Consider the following 17,676-nt stretch of genomic DNA (forward strand, 5'->3'; position numbering starts at 1 on the left):
CTTCCCGGCCTGAAGGCCAGGGCATCCACGGAGGACCCCGATGAACGTGGCAGCGACTACCGAAGGCGCACCAGAGGAAACCAACGCGCCCCCGCCACGCCGCCGCGGCATGGGCCGGATCGCGATGGCGGTCAGCGTGTTCGGGGAACTTCTCATCACGGCGGGGCTGGTGCTGGGCCTGTTCGTCGTCTACTCGCTGTGGTGGACGAACGTCGTCGCCGACCGCGCGGCGGCGAAGCAGGCCGACAAGGTCCGTGACAACTGGGCCCACCAGGACGACGGGGACTCCGGCCGTCCCGCCGAGTTCGACTCGAAGAACGGCATCGGCTTCCTGCACGTGCCCACGATGAGCGGGGAAGACATCCTGGTCGAGAAGGGCACGTCGTCGAAGATCCTCAACGACGGTGTCGCCGGCTACTACACCGACCCGGTCAAGGCGACCCTGCCGACCTCGGGCAAGAAGGGCAACTTCTCCCTCGCCGCCCACCGCGACGGCCATGGCGCGGAGTTCCACAACATCCACAAGATCGAGAAGGGCGACCCGATCGTCTTCGAGACGAAGGACAAGTGGTACGTCTACAAGGTCTACGGCATCCTCCCCGAGACCTCGAAGTACAACGTCAAGGTCCTGTCCGCCATCCCGAAGGAGTCGGGGAAGACGAAGGCGGGCCGCTACATCACGCTGACGACGTGCACGCCGGTGTACACGAGCCGGTACCGGTACATCGTGTGGGGGGAGCTGGAGCGGGTGGAGAAGGTGGACGCGGAGCGGACCTTGCCGGAGGAGCTGCGTTAGCTGGCGTGGTGTCACGCTTGATATGAGCCGGCCCGAAGCCGCAACCAACCTTTGCGGCTTCGGGCCTTTTTGCGTCAGGACGCGATCACTCCAGGATCTTCAGGGGTTCTCCGGCGCTCCACTGCTCAAGTACCCCACGGCGTACGGCGGTGATGTCGGCCTCGGCTGCGATGTTCAGGGCCTCGGGAGTGAAGGGGCATGTAGCCACATGAGCGCTACGTCCGCGCCGTACAGAACCTTCGCTGAGCCGACGAACTTCGGCACATGGCGTCCATGGCGGCCATGACCCCGACGGTGGGCCGGTCGTCTGGTGCCCCTTCGAGCCTCTGCAGCCGGGCGTGGTGCTGGTGAAGCCGTCGCTCGATGCGCTGGACGCCTGCGCGGAGCGCGACGAGCTCCCTGCGGTGCTCGCCCGACGTTTCGATCAGGGCGTTGAACATGGGGACGACGGTCTTGCCGAGGATGTGGGTGATGCGCTGGTCGATGCGGTCTTCGAGGGAGACGACGTCAGCGGGAATCGGGTTTTCCACAGGCTGTGTGCGGGCCACGTACTCCATGTCGAGGAGGTACACACGCACCTGACGTGCGACTTCGCTGTCGCGGAGGAACATGGCGACGTTGGGGACGGCACGACGGGAGAAGGGAGCGGGGGACTGAGTTGCTTGAAGTCACTCAGTTCTGCGCCTGCCAGAACCCGAGCCCCGGTCACGGCAGCGGTTACGCAGCGGACATGGCTGAGCCCCGGCTCCCTGAACAGGGCGCCGGGGCTCAGCCGCGTGCGTGCGGGTCAGTCCTCCGTGCGGGCGGACGTGCCCGTCACGCCGCCGAAGATCTGGCCGCCGTTGTTGCCGCCGCCGTTGTTGCCGCCGTTGTTGCCGTTTCCGGCGCCGAAGGTGGTCAGCGTGATCTGGGTGCCGGCCGCGTCGTCGACTTCCTGGTCGGCGGCCGGGTCCTGCTGGGTGACGAAGGCGGTGTCGCTCTGGTCGCTGCCGTCGGCGAACTGGATGTTGGTGAAGCCGCTGGCCGCGAGGATCTGCTTGGCCTGGCCGACCGTGCGTCCGACCACGTTCGGCACCTTGGCCTTCTGTTCGGCCTGCTTGCCGATCTGGATGGTCACCGTGGAGTTCTTGTCGGCCGTGCTGCCCGCCTCCGGCGAGGTGCTGATGACCTTGCCGACCTGGTTCGGGTCCTGGGTCTCCACCTCGGTGCAGGTGCCGACCAGGTCGTTGGCCGTCATCTGGGCCTTCGCCTCGTCGCACGTCTTGCCGACGACGGCCGGGACCGTGGACTTCTCCTCTTCCTTGGCGACGGTGAGGGTGATCGTCGAGCCCTTCTCGACCTCCTCGCCACGCCGCGGGTCCTGGTCGAGGACGGTTCCGGGATCGTCGGAGGACACCTCACGGGTCTCCGTCTTGATCTCGAAGTCGTAGTCGTCGCCCTGGAGCTGCGTCTTGGCCTCGTCCAGGCTCAGCCCGATCACGCTCGGCACCGTCACCTTCGGGGCGCCGGTCGAGACGACCAAATTGACGGTGGACTGCTTCTTCACCTTCTCGCCGGCCTGCTTGTCCTGAGAGCAGACCTTGCCCTTGACCTGGTCCTCACAGGGTTTCTCCGTGAAGGCCAGTTTCAGTTCGGCGTTTGTGGCCAGGCCCTCAGCCTCCTGCTTGGTTTGGCTCACGAAGTCCGGGACGGACGTGGTGTCGTTGGCCACCCCGTCCCCCGCGAAGATCCACCTGCCGATCAGGACCGCGCCCACCAGGACCAGCACAGCCGCGACGACCAGCAGGACCGTCGAGGTGCTGGACTTCTTCTGGCGGCGCCGGTCGACGCGGTCGTCGTAGCCGTAGCCGCCGTCGTCCGGGTTCATGGGCGGCAGCATCGACGTGGCGCCCGCGTCCGTGGCGCGCAGGGCCGTGGTCGGCTGGTCGTCGGGGTAGCCGCCGTAGCCCACCGAGCCCATCGCGGCCGTGGCGGCGACGGGCTGGCCGTCGAGGCAGGCCTCGATGTCGGCGCGCATCTCGTCGGCCGACTGGTAGCGGTAGTCAGGGTCCTTGGTGAGGGCCTTCAACACGATCGCGTCCATCTCGGGCGTGATCTCGGGGTCGAAGACGGACGGGGCCTGGGCCTCCTCGCGGACGTGCTGGTAGGCCACGGCCACCGGGGAGTCGCCCACGAAGGGCGGCCGCACCGTCAGGAGCTCGTAGAGCAGGCAGCCCGTCGAGTACAGGTCCGAGCGGGCGTCGACCTGCTCGCCCTTTGCCTGCTCCGGCGAGAGGTACTGGGCGGTGCCGATGACGGCCGCCGTCTGCGTCATCGTCATGCCGGAGTCGCCCATGGCGCGGGCGATGCCGAAGTCCATGACCTTGACCTGGCCGTTGCGCGTCAGCATGACGTTGGCCGGCTTGATGTCACGGTGGACGATGCCGCTGCGGTGGGCGTACTCGAGGCCCTGGAGGATGCCGATCGTCATCTCCATGGAGCGCTCCGGCAGCAGCTTGCGGCCGGAGTGGAGCAGCTCACGCAGGGTGGAGCCGTCTACGTACTCCATGACGATGTACGGAATCGACACATTGTCGATGTAGTCCTCGCCCGTGTCGTAGACCGCGACGATCGCGGGATGGTTGAGCGAGGCGGCCGACTGGGCCTCCCGGCGGAACCGGGCCTGGAAGGACGGGTCGCGCGCGAGGTCCGCTCGCAGCGTCTTCACCGCCACGGTGCGGCCGAGACGGGTGTCATGCGCGAGGTAGACCTCCGCCATGCCACCACGACCGAGCACCTGGCCCAGTTCGTACCGGCCGCCGAGGCGACGCGGCTCTTCCATAGCTACCTACCAGCCCTCTCCGTCGGTCCCGCCGTCACCCTTGTGGGTGTGGCGGTGGTCCGTCCGGGCATACCGTACCCGGCTCATCTTGTGTGACCTGGCCAAGCCCGTAACCCGATACAGGACCGGTATCGCAACGTGCACCGATGTGAAGGGGACGTGAGCGGGGTCACTTCTTGCTGTCGATGACCGCCTCCATGACGCTCTTGGCGATGGGCGCCGCCAGGCCGCCGCCGGAGATGTCGTCGCGGACCGCCTTCTCGTCCTCGACCACCACGGCCACGGCCACCGGCGAGCTGCCGTCGCTGAGCTTGGCGTAGGAGATGAACCACGCGTACGGGTTCTCGCTGTTCTCGACGCCGTGCTGGGCCGTACCGGTCTTGCCGCCCACCGTGACGTCCGGGATCTGGGCGTTCTTGCCGGTGCCGTCCTTGACGACCGTCTCCATCATCGACTGCAGGATCTGGGCGTTCTCCGCCGACAGCGGCTTGCTCAGCTCCTCGGGGTCGGTCTTCTCGAGGGCGTCGAGGTTGTGCGTCTGGAGCTCGTCGACCATGTACGGCTTCATCAGGGTGCCGTTGTTGGCGACGGCCGAGGCGACCATCGCCATCTGCAGCGGGGTGGCGGCGGTGTTGAACTGGCCGATGGAGGACAGCGCGGTCTCCGAGGGGTTCATGTCGTCGGAGAAGACCGAGGCGCTGGTGCGGGTGGGCGTGAACTGCTCCTCGGTGAAGCCGAACTTCTTGGCTTCCTCCAGCATCTTGTCGTTGCCGAGGTCGGAGCCGATCTTGCCGAAGACGGTGTTGCAGGAGTACTGGAGGGCGACCCGCAGCGTCGCGTTCTCGCAGGGGATGTCGCCCTCGTTGGGGAGCTTGGTGGTGGTGCCCTCCATGACCCACGGGTCGGGCGACTTCGTCTTCTCGTCCGCGGTCGTGTAGAGGCCGTTCTCCAGTGCCGCGGCGGCGGTGACGACCTTGAAGGTGGAGCCGGGCGGGTAGACCTCGCGCAGCGCCCGGTTGAGCATCGGGTCGTCGGGGTTGTTCTTCTTGTCGAGCTTCTTCCAGGCCTCCGCGTCGGACTCACCGCCGCCGGCGATCGTGGAGGGGTCGTACGACGGGAAGGAGGCCAGTGCCAGGATCTTGCCGGTGGACGGCTCGATGGCGGCGACGGCGCCCTTGCCGCCCTGGTTCTTCAGGCCGTTGTACGCGGCCTTCTGCGCGGCGGCGTTGAGGGTCGTGACGACATTGCCGCCCTCCTTCTCCTTACCCGTGATCATGTCGAGGGTGTTGCGGAAGAAGAGCCGGTCGTCGGTGCCGCTGAGGATGCCGTCCTGGATGGACTCCAGCTGGTTGGCGCCGTAGGCCTGCGAGACGAAGCCGGTGACGGGTGCCCACATGGCGCCGTTCTTGTACGTCCGCTTGAACTTGAAGTCGCCCGACGTGGTCTCGGTGTGCCCGGTGATCGGGTTGCCGCCGACGATTATGTCGCCGCGGGGGGTGGCGTAGCGGGCGATGAGGACCCGGCGGTTGTCGGGGTCCTCCCGCAAGGCGTCGGCCTTGACGTACTGGAGCCAGTTGTCGCGGATGAGCAGGGCGAGGACGAGAAGGCCGCAGAAGATCGCGATCCGGCGCAGGGGCTTGTTCATGACGGGCGGACCACCTGGGTCATCTCGGCGTCGGGGTTGGGGGCGGGGGCGGGCGCCGGGCGGCGGGCGGTGTCGCTGATGCGGATGAGTACGCCGATGAGCGCCCAGTTGGCGATGACGGAGGAACCGCCGTATGCCAGGAACGGCATCGTCATACCGGTCAGCGGGATGAGGCCCATGACGCCGCCGGCGACGACGAAGACCTGGAGGGCGAAGGCGCCGGAGAGGCCGACGGCGAGCAGCTTGCCGAAGGGGTCGCGGGCGGCGAGGGCGGTGCGCACGCCGCGCTCCACGATCAGGCCGTAGATCAGCAGGATCGCCATGATGCCGGCCAGGCCCAGTTCCTCGCCGAAGGTGGCGAGGATGAAGTCGGAGTTGGCGGCGAAGCGGATGAGTTCGGAGTGGCCCTGGCCCCAGCCGGTGCCGAGGGTGCCGCCGGAGCCGAAGGCCCACAGGGCCTGCATGGCCTGCTCGGAGTGGACCATGCCGTCGCCGTTGGGGGTGCGGCTGAGGGTGTACTCGCGCATCGGGTCGAGCCAGGCCTGGACACGCGTCTGGACGTGCGGTTCGAAGCTGGCGACGCCGACGGCGCCGGCCGCGGACATCAGCAGGCCGAAGACGATCCAGCTGGTCCGCTCGGTGGCGACGTACAGCATGATGACGAACATTCCGAAGAACAGCAGCGACGTACCGAGGTCGGTCTCGAAGACCAGGATGAGGATCGAGATCATCCAGACGACGACGATCGGGCCGAGGTCGCGGCCGCGCGGCAGGTACAGGCCCATGAAGCGGCGGCTGGCCAGGGCGAGGGCGTCGCGCTTGACCATGAGGTAGCCGGCGAAGAAGATCGCCAGCACGATCTTGGCGAACTCGCCGGGCTGGATGGTGAAGCTGCCGACCTGGATCCAGATCTTGGCGCCGTAGGTGATGTCGGCGCCGAGGCCGGGGACGAGCGGGAGCAGCAGCAGGAACAGCGCGCCTGCCATGGAGATGTAGGTGTAGCGCTGCAGCGTGCGGTGGTCCTTGAGGAAGATCAGCACGGCGATGAAGAGGGCGATGCCCATGGCCGTGTAGATCAGCTGGTTGGTCGCCTTGCCGCCGGCCTGCCCGATCTGCTGCAGCAGCTTCGACTGGTCCAGCCGCCAGATGGCCACCAGCCCCAGTCCGTTCAGCAGTGTCGCCAGGGGCAGCAGCAGCGGGTCCGCGTAGGGCGCGAACTTCCGTACGGCGAGATGGCCCACGCCGGCCAGCAGGCCGAGGCCCAGGCCGTAGCCGAGCAGCCCGGTGGGCACCTCGTCATGGATCGCCAACCCCACGTTGGCGTAGGCGAATACCGGAATGACGACCGCGAACAACAGCAGCGCGAGCTCGGTATTGCGCCTGCTCGGCGCGCCGATGGCGCCGATCGTGGACGTGTGGTGCGTCGACGGGTTCGTAGTACTGCTCATCGTGTGACGGGGCCTCTCACGGCTTGCCTACTGCGTACCGCAGTTCGAGACGACCTTCTGCTCTTCCTCCGAGAGAGTGGGGCCGGGGCTTGGCGTCGCAGTCGGTGTCGGGGAGGTGGTGTTGGGCGGGGTCGAGGGCTTGGAGGCCGAGGGATTCGGCGTCGGTGTCGCCTTGGACGTAAGGGAGGTACGGGTGGTTCCCGTGGTGCCTCCGGCCTCGCCCTCGCCGGTCCGGGAGTTGTTGTCGCTCTCGGCGGCCTGCTGCTCGGACCGCTTCTTGCACGCGGAGGCCTGCAGGGCGAGCTCGTCGATCTTCGTCTGGGCGTCCTTCAGGCCGCCCTCGGTGATGGTCGCCTCGACGAGCTTCTGCTGGTAGGGCGGCAGGTACTTGAGTTCGATCTCGGGGTGGTCCTTCTCGACCTTCGACAACGAAACCCAGGCCAGGTCCTGGCTGATGCCGCGGTAGAGGGCGACGTGTTCGTTGTTGGCGCCCACGTAGTACTGCGTCTGGGTCCAGCGCCAGCCGCCGTACAGGCCGCCGCCGATGACGGCGAGCGTGAGGGCCGAGTAGAAAGATCTCTTCAGCCACTTGCGGCCGCGGCCGGGCTTGACGAAGTCGTCGTCGGTGTAGTCGCCGAAGCTGCCTGCCGGGACGTAGCCGGTGGTGTCGCCGGAGCCGGGCGGGCCGAACTCGCCGCCGCCGCCCTGTCCGGGCACCTGGCGGCCGAGCCCGGAGGCGCGGCCGGCGGGGGTCTGCATGATGCCGTTGTCGTGCAGGTGGTGCTGCTGGTTCTCGGCGACCGCGCCGACCACGACCGGGGTGTCGGACAGCTGCCCGGCGAGCGTGTCGCCGGTGTCCAGGTCGAGGACGTCGGCGATGATCACGGTGATGTTGTCGGGGCCGCCGCCGCGCAGCGCGAGCTGGATGAGCTCCTGGACGGTCTCCTGGGGGCCCTGGTAGCTGGCGAGGGTGTCCTCAAGGGTCTGGTGGGACACGACGCCGGAGAGGCCGTCGGAGCAGATCAGGTAGCGGTCGCCGGCGCGGACCTCGCGGATGGACAGGTCGGGCTCGACGTGGTCGCCGCTGCCCAACGCCCGCATCAGCAGGGAGCGTTGGGGGTGGGTGGTGGCTTCCTCTTCGGTGATGCGGCCCTCGTCGACGAGGCGCTGCACCCAGGTGTGGTCCTGGGTGATCTGCGTGAGGACGCCGTCTCGGAGCAGGTACGCGCGTGAGTCGCCGACGTGGACGAGGCCGAGGCGCTGTCCGGTCCACAGGAGGGCGGTGAGCGTGGTGCCCATGCCTTCCAGCTGCGGGTCTTCCTCGACCATGGCGCGCAGCTGGTCGTTGGCGCGCTGTACGGCGGTGCCGAGCGAGGTGAGGATGTCGGAGCCGGGGACGTCGTCGTCGAGCGCGACGATGGTGGAGATGGCCTCGGAGGAGGCGACCTCGCCGGCCGCCGCGCCGCCCATGCCGTCGGCGATGGCGAGCAGGCGGGGTCCGGCGTATCCGGAGTCCTCGTTGCCCTCCCGGATCATGCCTTTGTGCGATCCGGCGGCGAAGCGCAGTGACAGACTCATGCGCACCTCGCCCGTCGGCTCCGGGTACATCCGCACGGTGCCCACCCTCCGGTCGGGAGCGCGCCGGAGCCCCTGGTGGGGGCCGCCGCTGCGTGCTCGCTCCGCTCGCTCATTGTCGTACTACTTCCGCAGCTCGATGACGGTCTTGCCGATGCGGATCGGCGCGCCCAGCGGAACAGGTGTGGGGGTCGTGAGCCGCGTTCGGTCGAGGTACGTGCCGTTGGTGGAGCCCAGGTCCTCGACGATCCACTGGCCGTCGCGGTCCGGGTAGATCCTGGCATGCCGGCTGGAGGCGTAGTCGTCGTCCAGCACGATCGTGCTGTCGTGCGCCCGGCCCAGGGTGATGGTCTGGCCCTGGAGCGCGACGGTGGTGCCGGTGAGGGTGCCCTCGGACACGACCAGCTTGGTGGGGGCGTTACGGCGCTGGCGGCCGCCGCCCTGCTGGCCGCGCTGCTGCGGAGGCGCCGCCTGTCGTGCGGCCTGCTGCGGCCGGGCGGCCTCGCGGCGCGCTCCGCGCTGCGTGACACGCGTACCGAACAGGTCGCTGCGGATGACCTGCACGGCCACGATCACGAACAGCCACAGGACGGCCAGGAAACCCAGCCGCATGACCGTGAGGGTCAGCTCTGACATTGCCCCCGCTTCACCCTTCGGCTTGCCTATAGATAACGGTGGTGCTGCCCACGACGATCCGCGAGCCGTCGCGGAGCGTAGCGCGGGTGGTGTGCTGCCCGTCCACCACGATGCCGTTGGTGGACCCGAGATCCTGGATCGTCGAGGGCGTTCCGGTCCGGATCTCGCAGTGCCGGCGGGAGACGCCGGGGTCGTCGATCCGCACGTCGGCGTCGGTGCTGCGGCCCAGCACGAGCGTGGCGCGGGAGATCTGATGGCGGGTGCCGTTGATCTCGATCCAGTAGCGGGTGCGGCCGCCGGCCGCGGGTGCGGCGGGGGGTCGCTGGCCGCCCGCGGGCTGCGGGTAGCCGTAACCGCCGGGGCGGCCGCCGGGTGGCGGCGCGGCCGGCATGGGCGGGGCGCCCGTGGGTGCGGCGGACGGCGGATAGCCGTAGCCGCCCTGGCCCTGGGCGCCACCGGGCCGCCCGGCCGGGGCGGCGGGTGCGGGGGCCTGGCGGCCGCCGCCCTGCTGGTCGGCGGAGCCGGCGAGCGTACGGCTGCGCACGCGGTACAGGCCGGTGTCGAGGTCGTCGGCCTTCTCCAGGTTGACCTTGATCGGTCCCATGAAGGTGTAGCGCTGCTGCTTGGCGTAGTCGCGGACCATGCCGGCGAGCTCGTCGCCGAGCTGGCCGGAGTAGGGGCTCAGGCGCTCGTGGTCCGGCGCGCTGAGCTCCACGATGAAGTCGTTGGGGACGACCGTGCGGTCGCGGTTCCAGATGGTCGCGTTGTTGTCGCACTCGCGCTGGAGCGCTCCCGCGATCTCCACGGGCTGGACCTCGGACTTGAACACCTTGGCGAAGGTGCCGTTGACCAGACCTTCGAGACGCTGCTCGAACTTCTTCAGGACTCCCATGGGGCACCTCCTCCGTCGTTGCCTTCGTCCTGCATCCCGCCGGGCGGGCACTGCCTTACCTGGTACTGCTTACTGATCGTATCCACGCGCCGGTCAATCGGCTGGTTCCCCCTGTCGGCCCGGTCGACGGGTGTCGACGCCCTCGAAGTTCCCTGTGGAGCTCCCCTTCGAACTCCTCAGGGGCACAGTCTTGCCATGGATCGTAGAGGCGGCCGAAGACCAGTGTCCCGCACCTGACTGTGGAGCCTGACCGGCTCCTGGGGTGATGAGTGGTACCGGTACGAGGTTGATACGTGAACAGGTACGCCCTGATACGGAGCGGAGGGCGCCGTGGGTCGGTCGCCGTCGGGCGGGGTGTGCCGAGTGCGCTGGTGGGCGGCTGCACGGCGGCTGCCTGGGGATAAGGGATGTGAATCCACCCTGGACGGCATGCTAATGTTCTGCGTGTCGGAAGGCGCCGGACCGCAAGGGAAGAGCCCGAGGACACACCCAATGCGCGGGTGGCGGAATAGGCAGACGCGCTGGATTCAGGTTCCAGTGCCCGCAAGGGCGTGGGGGTTCAACTCCCCCCTCGCGCACACTGCGAAACGGGCTCATCGTGATCACGATGGGCCCGTTTCGGCGTTCCCGGGCCGTTTCGGCCCGGTGTGATGATGCTTACACGCGGTCGGAGTCGTGCTCGCTGATCCTCGGCGGGGTGCCGGAGTGTGGGCTCTCTCACTCCCTCCGCGCCGCTCGCCCCGTCCGCGCCTTCATGGACGTTGATCGTCGGTCGTCTCCGCCGTGAGCAGTTCGGCAAGCGTCTCCTCCAGCCATGCGCGTTCCGCCAGCTGGGCCGCTCTGGCCATGACGAGCATGCCCCGGCGGTAGCGGTCCTCCTCGTCCTTGATCCGCACCGGGGCGCCGGACCGGGTGAAGAAGCCGGCGGGGCGGGTCAGGAAGTCCAGTCGCCGTCGCAGTACGGCCGCCTGCCGTCCGGGGTCGGGCAGCCGGCTGAGGAAGGCGAGCAGGGTGAAGAAGGACCCGCCGTCGGTGATCTCGGTCTCCTTCGGCTCGCTCAGCCGGCGCAGCAAGCACGAAGTCCCCGGACGCCGGAAGTCCGACGCCGGAGAAACGGCGGCCCGGGCCGCGCTGCCACAGGAACATCTCCAGGACCAGGATGTAGGCGTGCAGCAGCGCCATCAGGGCGACGAGGACGACAGAGATCGTATGCATGCGGTGATTGTGCCGGTGGGCCGTCCGGCCCGGTCGGGGCGGTCGGACTTTCGGCTGAGCGGCTCGCTTCCCGGTCTGTGAACGGTGACCGTTCGGCCGAGGTGGCCGACGGCGCCTCGGCGCGAGATTGGAGCTCCCCTTCACCAGGAGCCCAGCGATGCCACCCGAGTCACCCTCCTTCGTCGCCGGGGTCAGGCCCGGCGGACCTGTCCTCGCCCCCGCACGCCGGATGCCCGTCCAGGACGGCCGCCGCACGCCGTCCCGCCCGGCTCCCCGTATACCCCGCGACGTGCTGTTCTGGCTCGGATGCGCGGTCTTCGCCATGTCGCTGGCCCTGTTCACGACGCTCGCGCCGCACCGGATCTGGGGCGCGAGCGCCGCCATCGGGTACACCGTCGCGGCGGAGCTCGCCCGTCGGGCGCCGCGCGCCTGGAGCGGACGCGCCGCGGGCGCCGCGCTGCTCGGATCCGTCGTGGTCCCGCTGGCGCTGATGATCGCGGTGGGGGCCGCGCAGTCGGAGGTGCACGTCGTCGAGCACTCGGGCGGCCTGCTGCTGGACTCCGGAAGCCCGTACGTACCGCACCCGCCCGGCGTCGACGACTACAACCCGTACCTGCCCGGCATGGCGCTCTTCGGGATAGCCCACGCGCTGTTCGGCGGCACGCCGCTCGCGGACGCCCGGGTGTGGTTCTGCGCCGCGTTCCTGGTGAGCATGCTGGTCGCCGCGCGGCGCTCGGGGAAGTCGGGAGCGGGGGCCGTGCTCGTCCTCGCGGCCTTCCCCGCGGTGGCGTTGCCGCTGGCCGTCGGCGGGGTCGACCTGCCGGTGATCGGGTTGATGTGCCTGGGGCTGGCGCTGGCGGGCTGGGGCGGGTCCGGTACGGCGGCGGGGCTGGCGATGGGGGCCGCGGCCGCGCTGAAGTGGACGGCCTGGCCGTTGCTGCCGGTGGGGCTGGTGCTGCTCGCGATGACGGCGGGGCGGCGGGCGGCCGTACGGGCCGGTGCCGTCGCCGTACTGGTGGCCGCGCTGGCCGTGGTGCCGGTGGCCCTGGCCGACCCGCACGCCTTCGTCGAGCACGTGGTGCTCTTCCCGCTCGGTCAGGGCGGGGTGCGCTCACCGGCGGCCAGCCCGCTGCCCGGGTACCTGCTGGCCACCTACGTCCCCGGCGGCTCCGTCCTCGCCATGGCCGCCCTCGCGGCCGCCGCCGTCGGCGTGGCGGTGTCGTTGGCGGTACGTCCGCCCAGGACCGTCGTCGCGGCCGCGGACCGGCTGGCGCTCGGGTTGGGGCTGGCGATGTGCCTGATCCCGGCGACGCGGTTCGGGTACCTGGTCTACCCGCTCGTCCTGGCCACCTGGTTCCGGCGTACGGAGCTGGTGTCGGCCGCTCGTCGGGTCGGCCGCCTGGTGGGGGTCGGTCATGGGTGAGGGGCGGGGCGCGCGTCTTGGGGAAGTGACCGTGGGAGGGACCGGAGGCCGGGGCGCGCATCTGGTGCGGGTCACCGTGCTGGCGGTGGTGGGGCTGGTCGTGGCGCTGTGTCTGCCGTCGATCGGGCATGGTTCGGCGGGATCGGGTGCGATGGGACCGGGAGCGATGGGACCGGGTTCGACGGGACCGGGAGCGATGGGGCAGCACACGGCGGGGGATCCGCCGGGTCACTCAACGGGTGTGGCGGTGCGGGGAGTCGGCGACTCCGGGTGAGGCTCGGCGCCCGGAGCCGTCGCCCGGCTCCCCGCCACGCGCGTGTGCCCGCCGACGGGGTTACGCCGCGTGCCGCTGGGCCAGCTCCTTCGCCTTCGCGGCGGCCTCGTCGAGGGCACGCGCGCGGGAGGCCTCGAAGAGCGGGACCAGGTCGGCCATGCCCGGGTCGGCGGCGGCCATCGTGAGCTCCGGGACGATGAAGTCGAGGTCGGCGCCGAGGAAGTCGGCCAGCACCGCCGACAGGTAGTTCTGCACGTACTCGTAGCCCGCGCGCGGAGTGCCCGGCCCGTAGGCGCCGCCACGGCTGGCCACGACGGTGATCGGGGTCCCCTTGACCGACTGCACCTCGCCCGCCGTGCGGCCGAACAGGACCACGTTGTCCAGCCAGGCCTTCAGCGTCGACGGGATCGTCAGGTTGTACATCGGGGCGCCGATCAGCACCGCGTCCGCACGCTCCAGCTCCTCGATCAGCCGCACGCGCTCGGCGAAGGCGGCGGCCTGCTCGGGGGTGTGAGTCGCCGGATCGGAGAAGCCGGCGGTGTGCGCGTGGGCGGTGATGTGCGGCACGGGGTTGGTGGCGAGGTCGCGGTGGATCACCGTGCCCTCCGGGTGCTGTTCCTGCCACGTGCGGCGGAAGGCGTCGGTGACGGCCCGGGAGGAGGAGGCGTCGGCCGGAAAGACCGAGGAGTCGATGTGCAGGAGCGTGGCCATGAGGTCTCCAGATGGGACGGGAGCGGGCCGGGACAGCTGTCGCCCCGCAGGGACTGAAAATTCGTACTCGACTATGGATAACACAGCCACTTACTTTTTTTCATCCCCATACGAGAAGGCAGTACCCTGACAGGCATGGCGGGTGAGCAGAGCCACGACGTAGGGGCGTGCAAGCGGGTCGACGACGGGATCACGCAGGTCTTCCAGCTGCTCGGCAAGCGCTGGACCGGCCCGATCGTCTCCGTCCTGATCACAGGACCGGCGTACTTCGTCGCCCTGCGCCGGGCGATCCCCGGCATCAGCGAGCGCATGCTCTCCGACCGGCTCACCGAACTCGCCGCCGCGGGACTGGTGGTGCGCGAGGTCTACGAGGGGCCGCCGCTGCGGGTGGTGTACCGGCTGACGGAGGCGGGCGCCGCGCTGGAGCCGGCGCTGACCGAGCTGGGCGGGTGGGCGAAGACGTATCTGGGGGATGGGGAGCGGTCGGGGGGCTGCTGAGGTCGGGTCTCCGTAGCGGCCGGGGGCTGCTGAGGGCGGGGCTGCGTGCGGCTCTCCATGACCGGGCTTGCCGACGCACCGATTCAGGGCGATACAGGGCGATGCGGGGTTTTCCACAGCCATGTCGTCGGCCCCGCGGAGTTGTCCACAGGGTCTGACGCGTTTCGGCCACCGGTTGTAACGTCGGCACGAGTTGATGTTCGTGTTGGTGGTCGTGCGTGAGCGGGGGAGGCGGTCGATATGACCGAGGTCGGTGCGGGAGCTGCGGCGGAGGCGGCCGCGGTGGCAGCGGAGTCGCCGTCGGGATCCGTGGCGCGTCGGCTGCCCCGCGTGCGCGGCTTTGCGGAGTGGCCCGGTGGCGGGTCGCCCAAGGAGGAGGGCAAGGCGCTGCGTGGCCGGGTCCCGCGTGGGGAGCACGCCCTTCTCGATCTGGACGCCGGCCGCCCCGACGCCGTGGCCGCCGTCGAGGAATCCAACCTCGGCCGGCTTGCCGAGCTCACACCGATCAGGGTCGGCCGGATGGCGGCGACACCCTTCGCGTTTCTGCGCGGCTCGGCGGGGCTCATGGCGTACGACCTCGCCCGCACCCCCATGACCCGGATCCGCGCCCAGATCTGCGGCGACGCGCACGCGGCCAATTTCGGCCTGTACGGCGATCCGCGCGGCGGCCTGATCATCGATCTGAACGACTTCGACGAGACGCTGTACGGCCCCTGGGAGTGGGACCTCAAGCGGCTCGCCACCTCGCTCGTACTCGCGGGCCGCGAGGCCGGCGCGGACGAGGACCGGTGCCGCAAGGCGGCGCACGACACGGTCGGTGCCTACCGGCGCACCATGCGGCTGCTGGCCAAGCTCCCGGTGCTGGACGCGTGGAACGCGATCGCGGACGAGGAGCTCGTCTCCCACACCGACGCCCATGATCTGCTCGGCACCCTGGAGCGGGTCGCGGAGAAGGCGCGGGCCAACACCAGCGGACGCTTCGCGGCCAAGTCGACGGAGCCGACCGAGGACGGTGGCCGTCGGTTCGTGGACGCCCCGCCCGTACTGCGCCGGGTGCCGGACGCCGAGGCCGCGGCGGTCGCGGCATCGCTGGAGAGCTACGTGACCACGCTCTCCGAGGACCGTCACCCCCTCCTCTCCCGTCACGCGGTGCACGACGTGGCCTTCCGCGTGGTGGGGACGGGCAGTGTGGGCACCCGCTCGTACGTCGTCCTGCTCCTGGACCACCGGGGCGAGTCACTGGTCCTCCAGGTGAAGGAGGCCCGCCCCTCGGCCCTCGTCCCGCACCTGGTGACGGCCGGCTTCGAGGCGCCGGAGGCGGAGCACGAGGGGAGGCGCGTGGTCCTCGGCCAGAAGCGCATGCAGGTGGTCAGCGATGTCCTGCTGGGCTGGACGACGGTCGACGGACTCCCCTTCCAGGTGCGCCAGTTCCGCAACCGCAAGGGCAGTGTCGACCCGGCGGCACTGGCCGCCGACCAGATAGACGACTACGCCCGCATGACCGGCGCCCTCCTGGCCCGCGCCCACTCCCACAGCGTCGACCCCCGGCTGGTCTCCGGCTACTGCGGCAAGAACGAAGAACTGGACGAGGCGATCGCCACCTTCGCCGTCACCTACGCCGACCGCACCGAGGCGGACCACACCGCGCTGGTGGCGGCGGTCCGGGCGGGCCGGATCGCGGCGGAGGCGGGGGTGTGAGGGGCACGGGGGCACTCGTGGTGAGGGCTCGGTGAAGTACGTCGACCTCGGTGGCGGGTCTGGCGGGTCTGGCGGGTCTGGCGGGTCTGGCGGGTCTGGCAGGTCTGTTGGGTCTGGTGACTCCGATGGGTCCGATAGGTCCGATGGGGTGATCGATCCGGCCGCCTATCTGGCCCGACTGTCCGAGCTGGCGGAGCAACTGCCGCCCGGGGCACGCGCGTTCGCCACCGACCCCGGGCACTACGACTTCTCGGGCAGACGCTGTGTGAAGGACCTGACACCACACGAGGTCCGTCGCGCCTACGACGTGATCGAGCTACGTCTCCGGCACAACTGCTGGAAGCACGACGAGGACCTGGTCGTCCGCTACAGGGGCGTCTCCCACTTCCAGGCGGGCGCCGTGGACGTCATGGCCGCCGGGGACGGCGGCGTGAGCGCTCTGGGAGAGGTGATTCTCGATGAGGTGCTGCCGCATGCCCACGGCTGCACGCATGAGATCGCCTGCCGGCCCGGGACGCTCGTCGTGGTGTGCCGGGATTTCGTGGCGAGCTGGGTGGCCGCCGACTGCCCGGAGGCTTGAGGTCCGGGCAGGGGTGTGGCCTACGCTGGGCGGGTGACGACGCCGGAAGCTGAGCAGTCCCAGGCAGAGCCCGCTGACGCGGGGACGCCGGGCGGTGCCGACGTGCCCGCCGGTGGAGCTGAGCAGGGTGGTGAGGCGCAGGTGACGGCCGAGGACGGGGCCGAGCGGCCCGAGGAGCGGCTGGAGCGGGCCGTGCGGGCCGCCGAGCAGGCCTTGATCGAGTACGAGATCGCCGTGGAGACCTTCCGCGTCGAGGTGGAGAACTTCTCCCGGCTGCACCACCAGAAGCTCGGCCCGATGTACGCCCGCCTCGACGAGCTGGACGCCCGGATCGCCGAGGCCACCGCCGCCCGCACCGGTGACCCCGAGGACATCCGCAAGGCCGACGAGGCCCGCGCCCGGGTGCTGCCGATGCCCGGCGTCGAGGAGCTGTTCCACGGCTGGATGGACGGCGATGGGCTGTCCCCGGAGGCCGCGGCGATGCTCACGGAGCAGCCGGTACGCCCGCCGCAGCGGGTGCGCCCCAGCGACGAGGCCCGCAAGCTCTACCGCGAGCTGGCCCGCAAGGCCCACCCCGATCTCGCCCAGGAAACGGCCGAGCGCTCCCGGCGTGAGGAGTTCATCACCCGGGTCAACGCGGCGTACGCCCGAGGCGACGAGGCGCTGCTGCGGGAGCTGGCCGAGGAGTGGGCGGCAGGACCGGTGCCCAAGGAGCAGGGCCCCACCCCCGCCGAGGAGCTCTACGCCCGCCTCGAATGGCTCGCCCAGCGCAAGGAGATGCTCACGCTGGTCGCGAGGGACCTGGAGGAGGGCGCGATCGGCGCGATGCTCCGCCTCGCGCCGGACGACCCCGACCGCCTTCTCGATGAGATCGCCGACCAGCTCCTGGCTCAGGTCGCGGCACGCGAAGCGGAACTCGCCGCGCTGCTCGGCTAGCGGCACGGGAATCGCCCCGATGGTGCGGGGCTGTACCGGGTGTGCGGCCGGCGCCGCGTGGGCGCGGACGACCGCGACCCGGCACCGACCCTCCAGGCGGGCGGGCGTTCGCCCGTCTCCTCGGCCCTCCCCCTGGGGAACCTCCAACGCACCCCCACCGGTCAGGTAGCGTCGGAGGCATGAACTTCGGATCTGCCGTGCCCACGGTCGAGGTCACCGACCTCAAGGACGACGACTTCCTCCTGGACGTCCGCGAGGACGACGAGTGGCAGGCAGGCCACGCCGAAGGCGCCCTGCACATCCCGATCAGCGAGTTCGTCGCCCGGTACGGCGAGCTGACGGAGGCCGCGCCGCAGGACGGCCGCGTGCATGTGATCTGCCGTTCCGGCGGGCGTTCGGCGCAGGTCGCGATGTACCTCGTCCAGCAGGGCATCGACGCCGTGAACGTCGACGGCGGCATGCAGGTGTGGGCGGCGGCCGGCCGTCCCGTGCTGAACGACGAGGGACAGCCCGGGTTCGTGCTGTAGG

The 17,676-nt window shown here is 70.2% G+C and carries 18 protein-coding genes, 1 tRNA gene and 1 pseudogene; 9 read left to right on the forward strand and 11 right to left on the reverse strand.

From position 1 onward, the window contains the following. Positions 1-40: 40 nt before the first annotated feature. Positions 41-796, forward strand: coding sequence for a class E sortase (locus tag ABIE67_RS23945; protein WP_370260645.1), 756 nt, complete (start codon positions 41-43; stop codon positions 794-796). An 85-nt stretch (positions 797-881) separates the two neighbouring features. Here ABIE67_RS23945 and ABIE67_RS23950 read toward each other — a convergent pair whose 3' ends face one another. The 8 genes from ABIE67_RS23950 to ABIE67_RS23985 form a co-directional block, all read right to left on the reverse strand. Next, positions 882-1,004: a hypothetical protein gene (locus ABIE67_RS23950; RefSeq protein ID WP_370260649.1), complete on the reverse strand. Its 123-nt coding sequence runs from the start codon at positions 1,002-1,004 to the stop codon at positions 882-884. Positions 1,005-1,011: 7 nt separating this feature from the next. Then, entirely contained in the window at positions 1,012-1,407 is a 396-nt protein-coding gene (locus ABIE67_RS23955; protein WP_370260653.1) for a hypothetical protein, read from the reverse strand. 176 nt (positions 1,408-1,583) lie between these two features. After that, positions 1,584-3,617, reverse strand: a complete 2,034-nt coding sequence (gene pknB / locus ABIE67_RS23960) for a Stk1 family PASTA domain-containing Ser/Thr kinase (protein WP_370260657.1) — start codon at positions 3,615-3,617, stop codon at positions 1,584-1,586. Positions 3,618-3,786: 169 nt separating this feature from the next. Then, complete coding sequence (locus ABIE67_RS23965) at positions 3,787-5,262, reverse strand: peptidoglycan D,D-transpeptidase FtsI family protein (protein WP_370260662.1); 1,476 nt, start codon at positions 5,260-5,262, stop codon at positions 3,787-3,789. After that, positions 5,259-6,710 carry an FtsW/RodA/SpoVE family cell cycle protein gene (locus ABIE67_RS23970; RefSeq protein ID WP_370260667.1) on the reverse strand — a complete coding sequence of 484 codons (1,452 nt, stop codon included), beginning with the start codon at positions 6,708-6,710 and terminating at the stop codon, positions 5,259-5,261. The genes ABIE67_RS23965 and ABIE67_RS23970 overlap by 4 nt, the downstream gene beginning before the upstream one ends. Before the next feature lie 27 nt (positions 6,711-6,737). Next, a complete protein-coding gene (locus tag ABIE67_RS23975) occupies positions 6,738-8,318 on the reverse strand; it encodes a Stp1/IreP family PP2C-type Ser/Thr phosphatase (RefSeq protein ID WP_370268852.1) in 1,581 nt (526 codons plus the stop codon). Between the two features lie 90 nt (positions 8,319-8,408). Continuing rightward, positions 8,409-8,921 carry an FHA domain-containing protein gene (locus ABIE67_RS23980; protein ID WP_370260671.1) on the reverse strand — a complete coding sequence of 171 codons (513 nt, stop codon included), beginning with the start codon at positions 8,919-8,921 and terminating at the stop codon, positions 8,409-8,411. A gap of 10 nt (positions 8,922-8,931) precedes the next feature. After that, on the reverse strand, positions 8,932-9,813 hold the full coding sequence (locus tag ABIE67_RS23985; RefSeq protein ID WP_370260676.1) for an FhaA domain-containing protein: 882 nt from the start codon (positions 9,811-9,813) through the stop codon (positions 8,932-8,934). A gap of 494 nt (positions 9,814-10,307) precedes the next feature. Between ABIE67_RS23985 and ABIE67_RS23990 the strand changes: the two genes are divergently transcribed. After that, positions 10,308-10,391 (forward strand) — tRNA-Leu (locus ABIE67_RS23990). Between the two features lie 174 nt (positions 10,392-10,565). Here the strand turns inward: ABIE67_RS23990 and ABIE67_RS23995 are convergent. After that, entirely contained in the window at positions 10,566-10,886 is a 321-nt protein-coding gene (locus ABIE67_RS23995) for a hypothetical protein (RefSeq protein WP_370269705.1), read from the reverse strand. A gap of 31 nt (positions 10,887-10,917) precedes the next feature. Then, positions 10,918-11,028, reverse strand: a pseudogene (locus ABIE67_RS24000) (DUF1304 family protein); the annotation flags it as partial. Between the two features lie 157 nt (positions 11,029-11,185). On the opposite strand from ABIE67_RS24000, the gene ABIE67_RS24005 reads away from it, so the two are divergent. Then, positions 11,186-12,451 carry a glycosyltransferase 87 family protein gene (locus ABIE67_RS24005; protein ID WP_370260680.1) on the forward strand — a complete coding sequence of 422 codons (1,266 nt, stop codon included), beginning with the start codon at positions 11,186-11,188 and terminating at the stop codon, positions 12,449-12,451. Between the two features lie 31 nt (positions 12,452-12,482). Next, a complete protein-coding gene (locus ABIE67_RS24010) occupies positions 12,483-12,725 on the forward strand; it encodes a hypothetical protein (RefSeq protein WP_370260685.1) in 243 nt (80 codons plus the stop codon). A 60-nt stretch (positions 12,726-12,785) separates the two neighbouring features. On the opposite strand, the gene ABIE67_RS24015 is transcribed toward ABIE67_RS24010, so the two are convergent. Next, complete coding sequence (locus ABIE67_RS24015) at positions 12,786-13,436, reverse strand: FMN-dependent NADH-azoreductase (protein WP_370260689.1); 651 nt, start codon at positions 13,434-13,436, stop codon at positions 12,786-12,788. Positions 13,437-13,571: 135 nt separating this feature from the next. Between ABIE67_RS24015 and ABIE67_RS24020 the strand changes: the two genes are divergently transcribed. The 5 genes from ABIE67_RS24020 (at position 13,572) to ABIE67_RS24040 (ending at position 17,675) form a co-directional block, all read left to right on the forward strand. After that, positions 13,572-13,934, forward strand: a complete 363-nt coding sequence (locus tag ABIE67_RS24020; protein WP_370260693.1) for a winged helix-turn-helix transcriptional regulator — start codon at positions 13,572-13,574, stop codon at positions 13,932-13,934. 240 nt (positions 13,935-14,174) lie between these two features. Beyond that, on the forward strand, positions 14,175-15,632 hold the full coding sequence (locus ABIE67_RS24025) for a DUF2252 domain-containing protein (RefSeq protein ID WP_370260697.1): 1,458 nt from the start codon (positions 14,175-14,177) through the stop codon (positions 15,630-15,632). A gap of 148 nt (positions 15,633-15,780) precedes the next feature. Then, the gene (locus ABIE67_RS24030) at positions 15,781-16,212 is read left to right on the forward strand and encodes a hypothetical protein (RefSeq protein ID WP_370260702.1); all 432 of its coding nucleotides are present in this window, start codon (positions 15,781-15,783) and stop codon (positions 16,210-16,212) included. A gap of 33 nt (positions 16,213-16,245) precedes the next feature. Then, the gene (locus tag ABIE67_RS24035; protein ID WP_370260707.1) at positions 16,246-17,148 is read left to right on the forward strand and encodes a J domain-containing protein; all 903 of its coding nucleotides are present in this window, start codon (positions 16,246-16,248) and stop codon (positions 17,146-17,148) included. A 197-nt stretch (positions 17,149-17,345) separates the two neighbouring features. Continuing rightward, positions 17,346-17,675: a rhodanese-like domain-containing protein gene (locus ABIE67_RS24040; RefSeq protein ID WP_370268853.1), complete on the forward strand. Its 330-nt coding sequence runs from the start codon at positions 17,346-17,348 to the stop codon at positions 17,673-17,675. The last annotated feature ends 1 nt before the right edge of the window (position 17,676 follow it).

Source organism: Streptomyces sp. V4I8, from assembly GCF_041261225.1.
GTDB lineage: Bacteria > Actinomycetota > Actinomycetes > Streptomycetales > Streptomycetaceae > Streptomyces.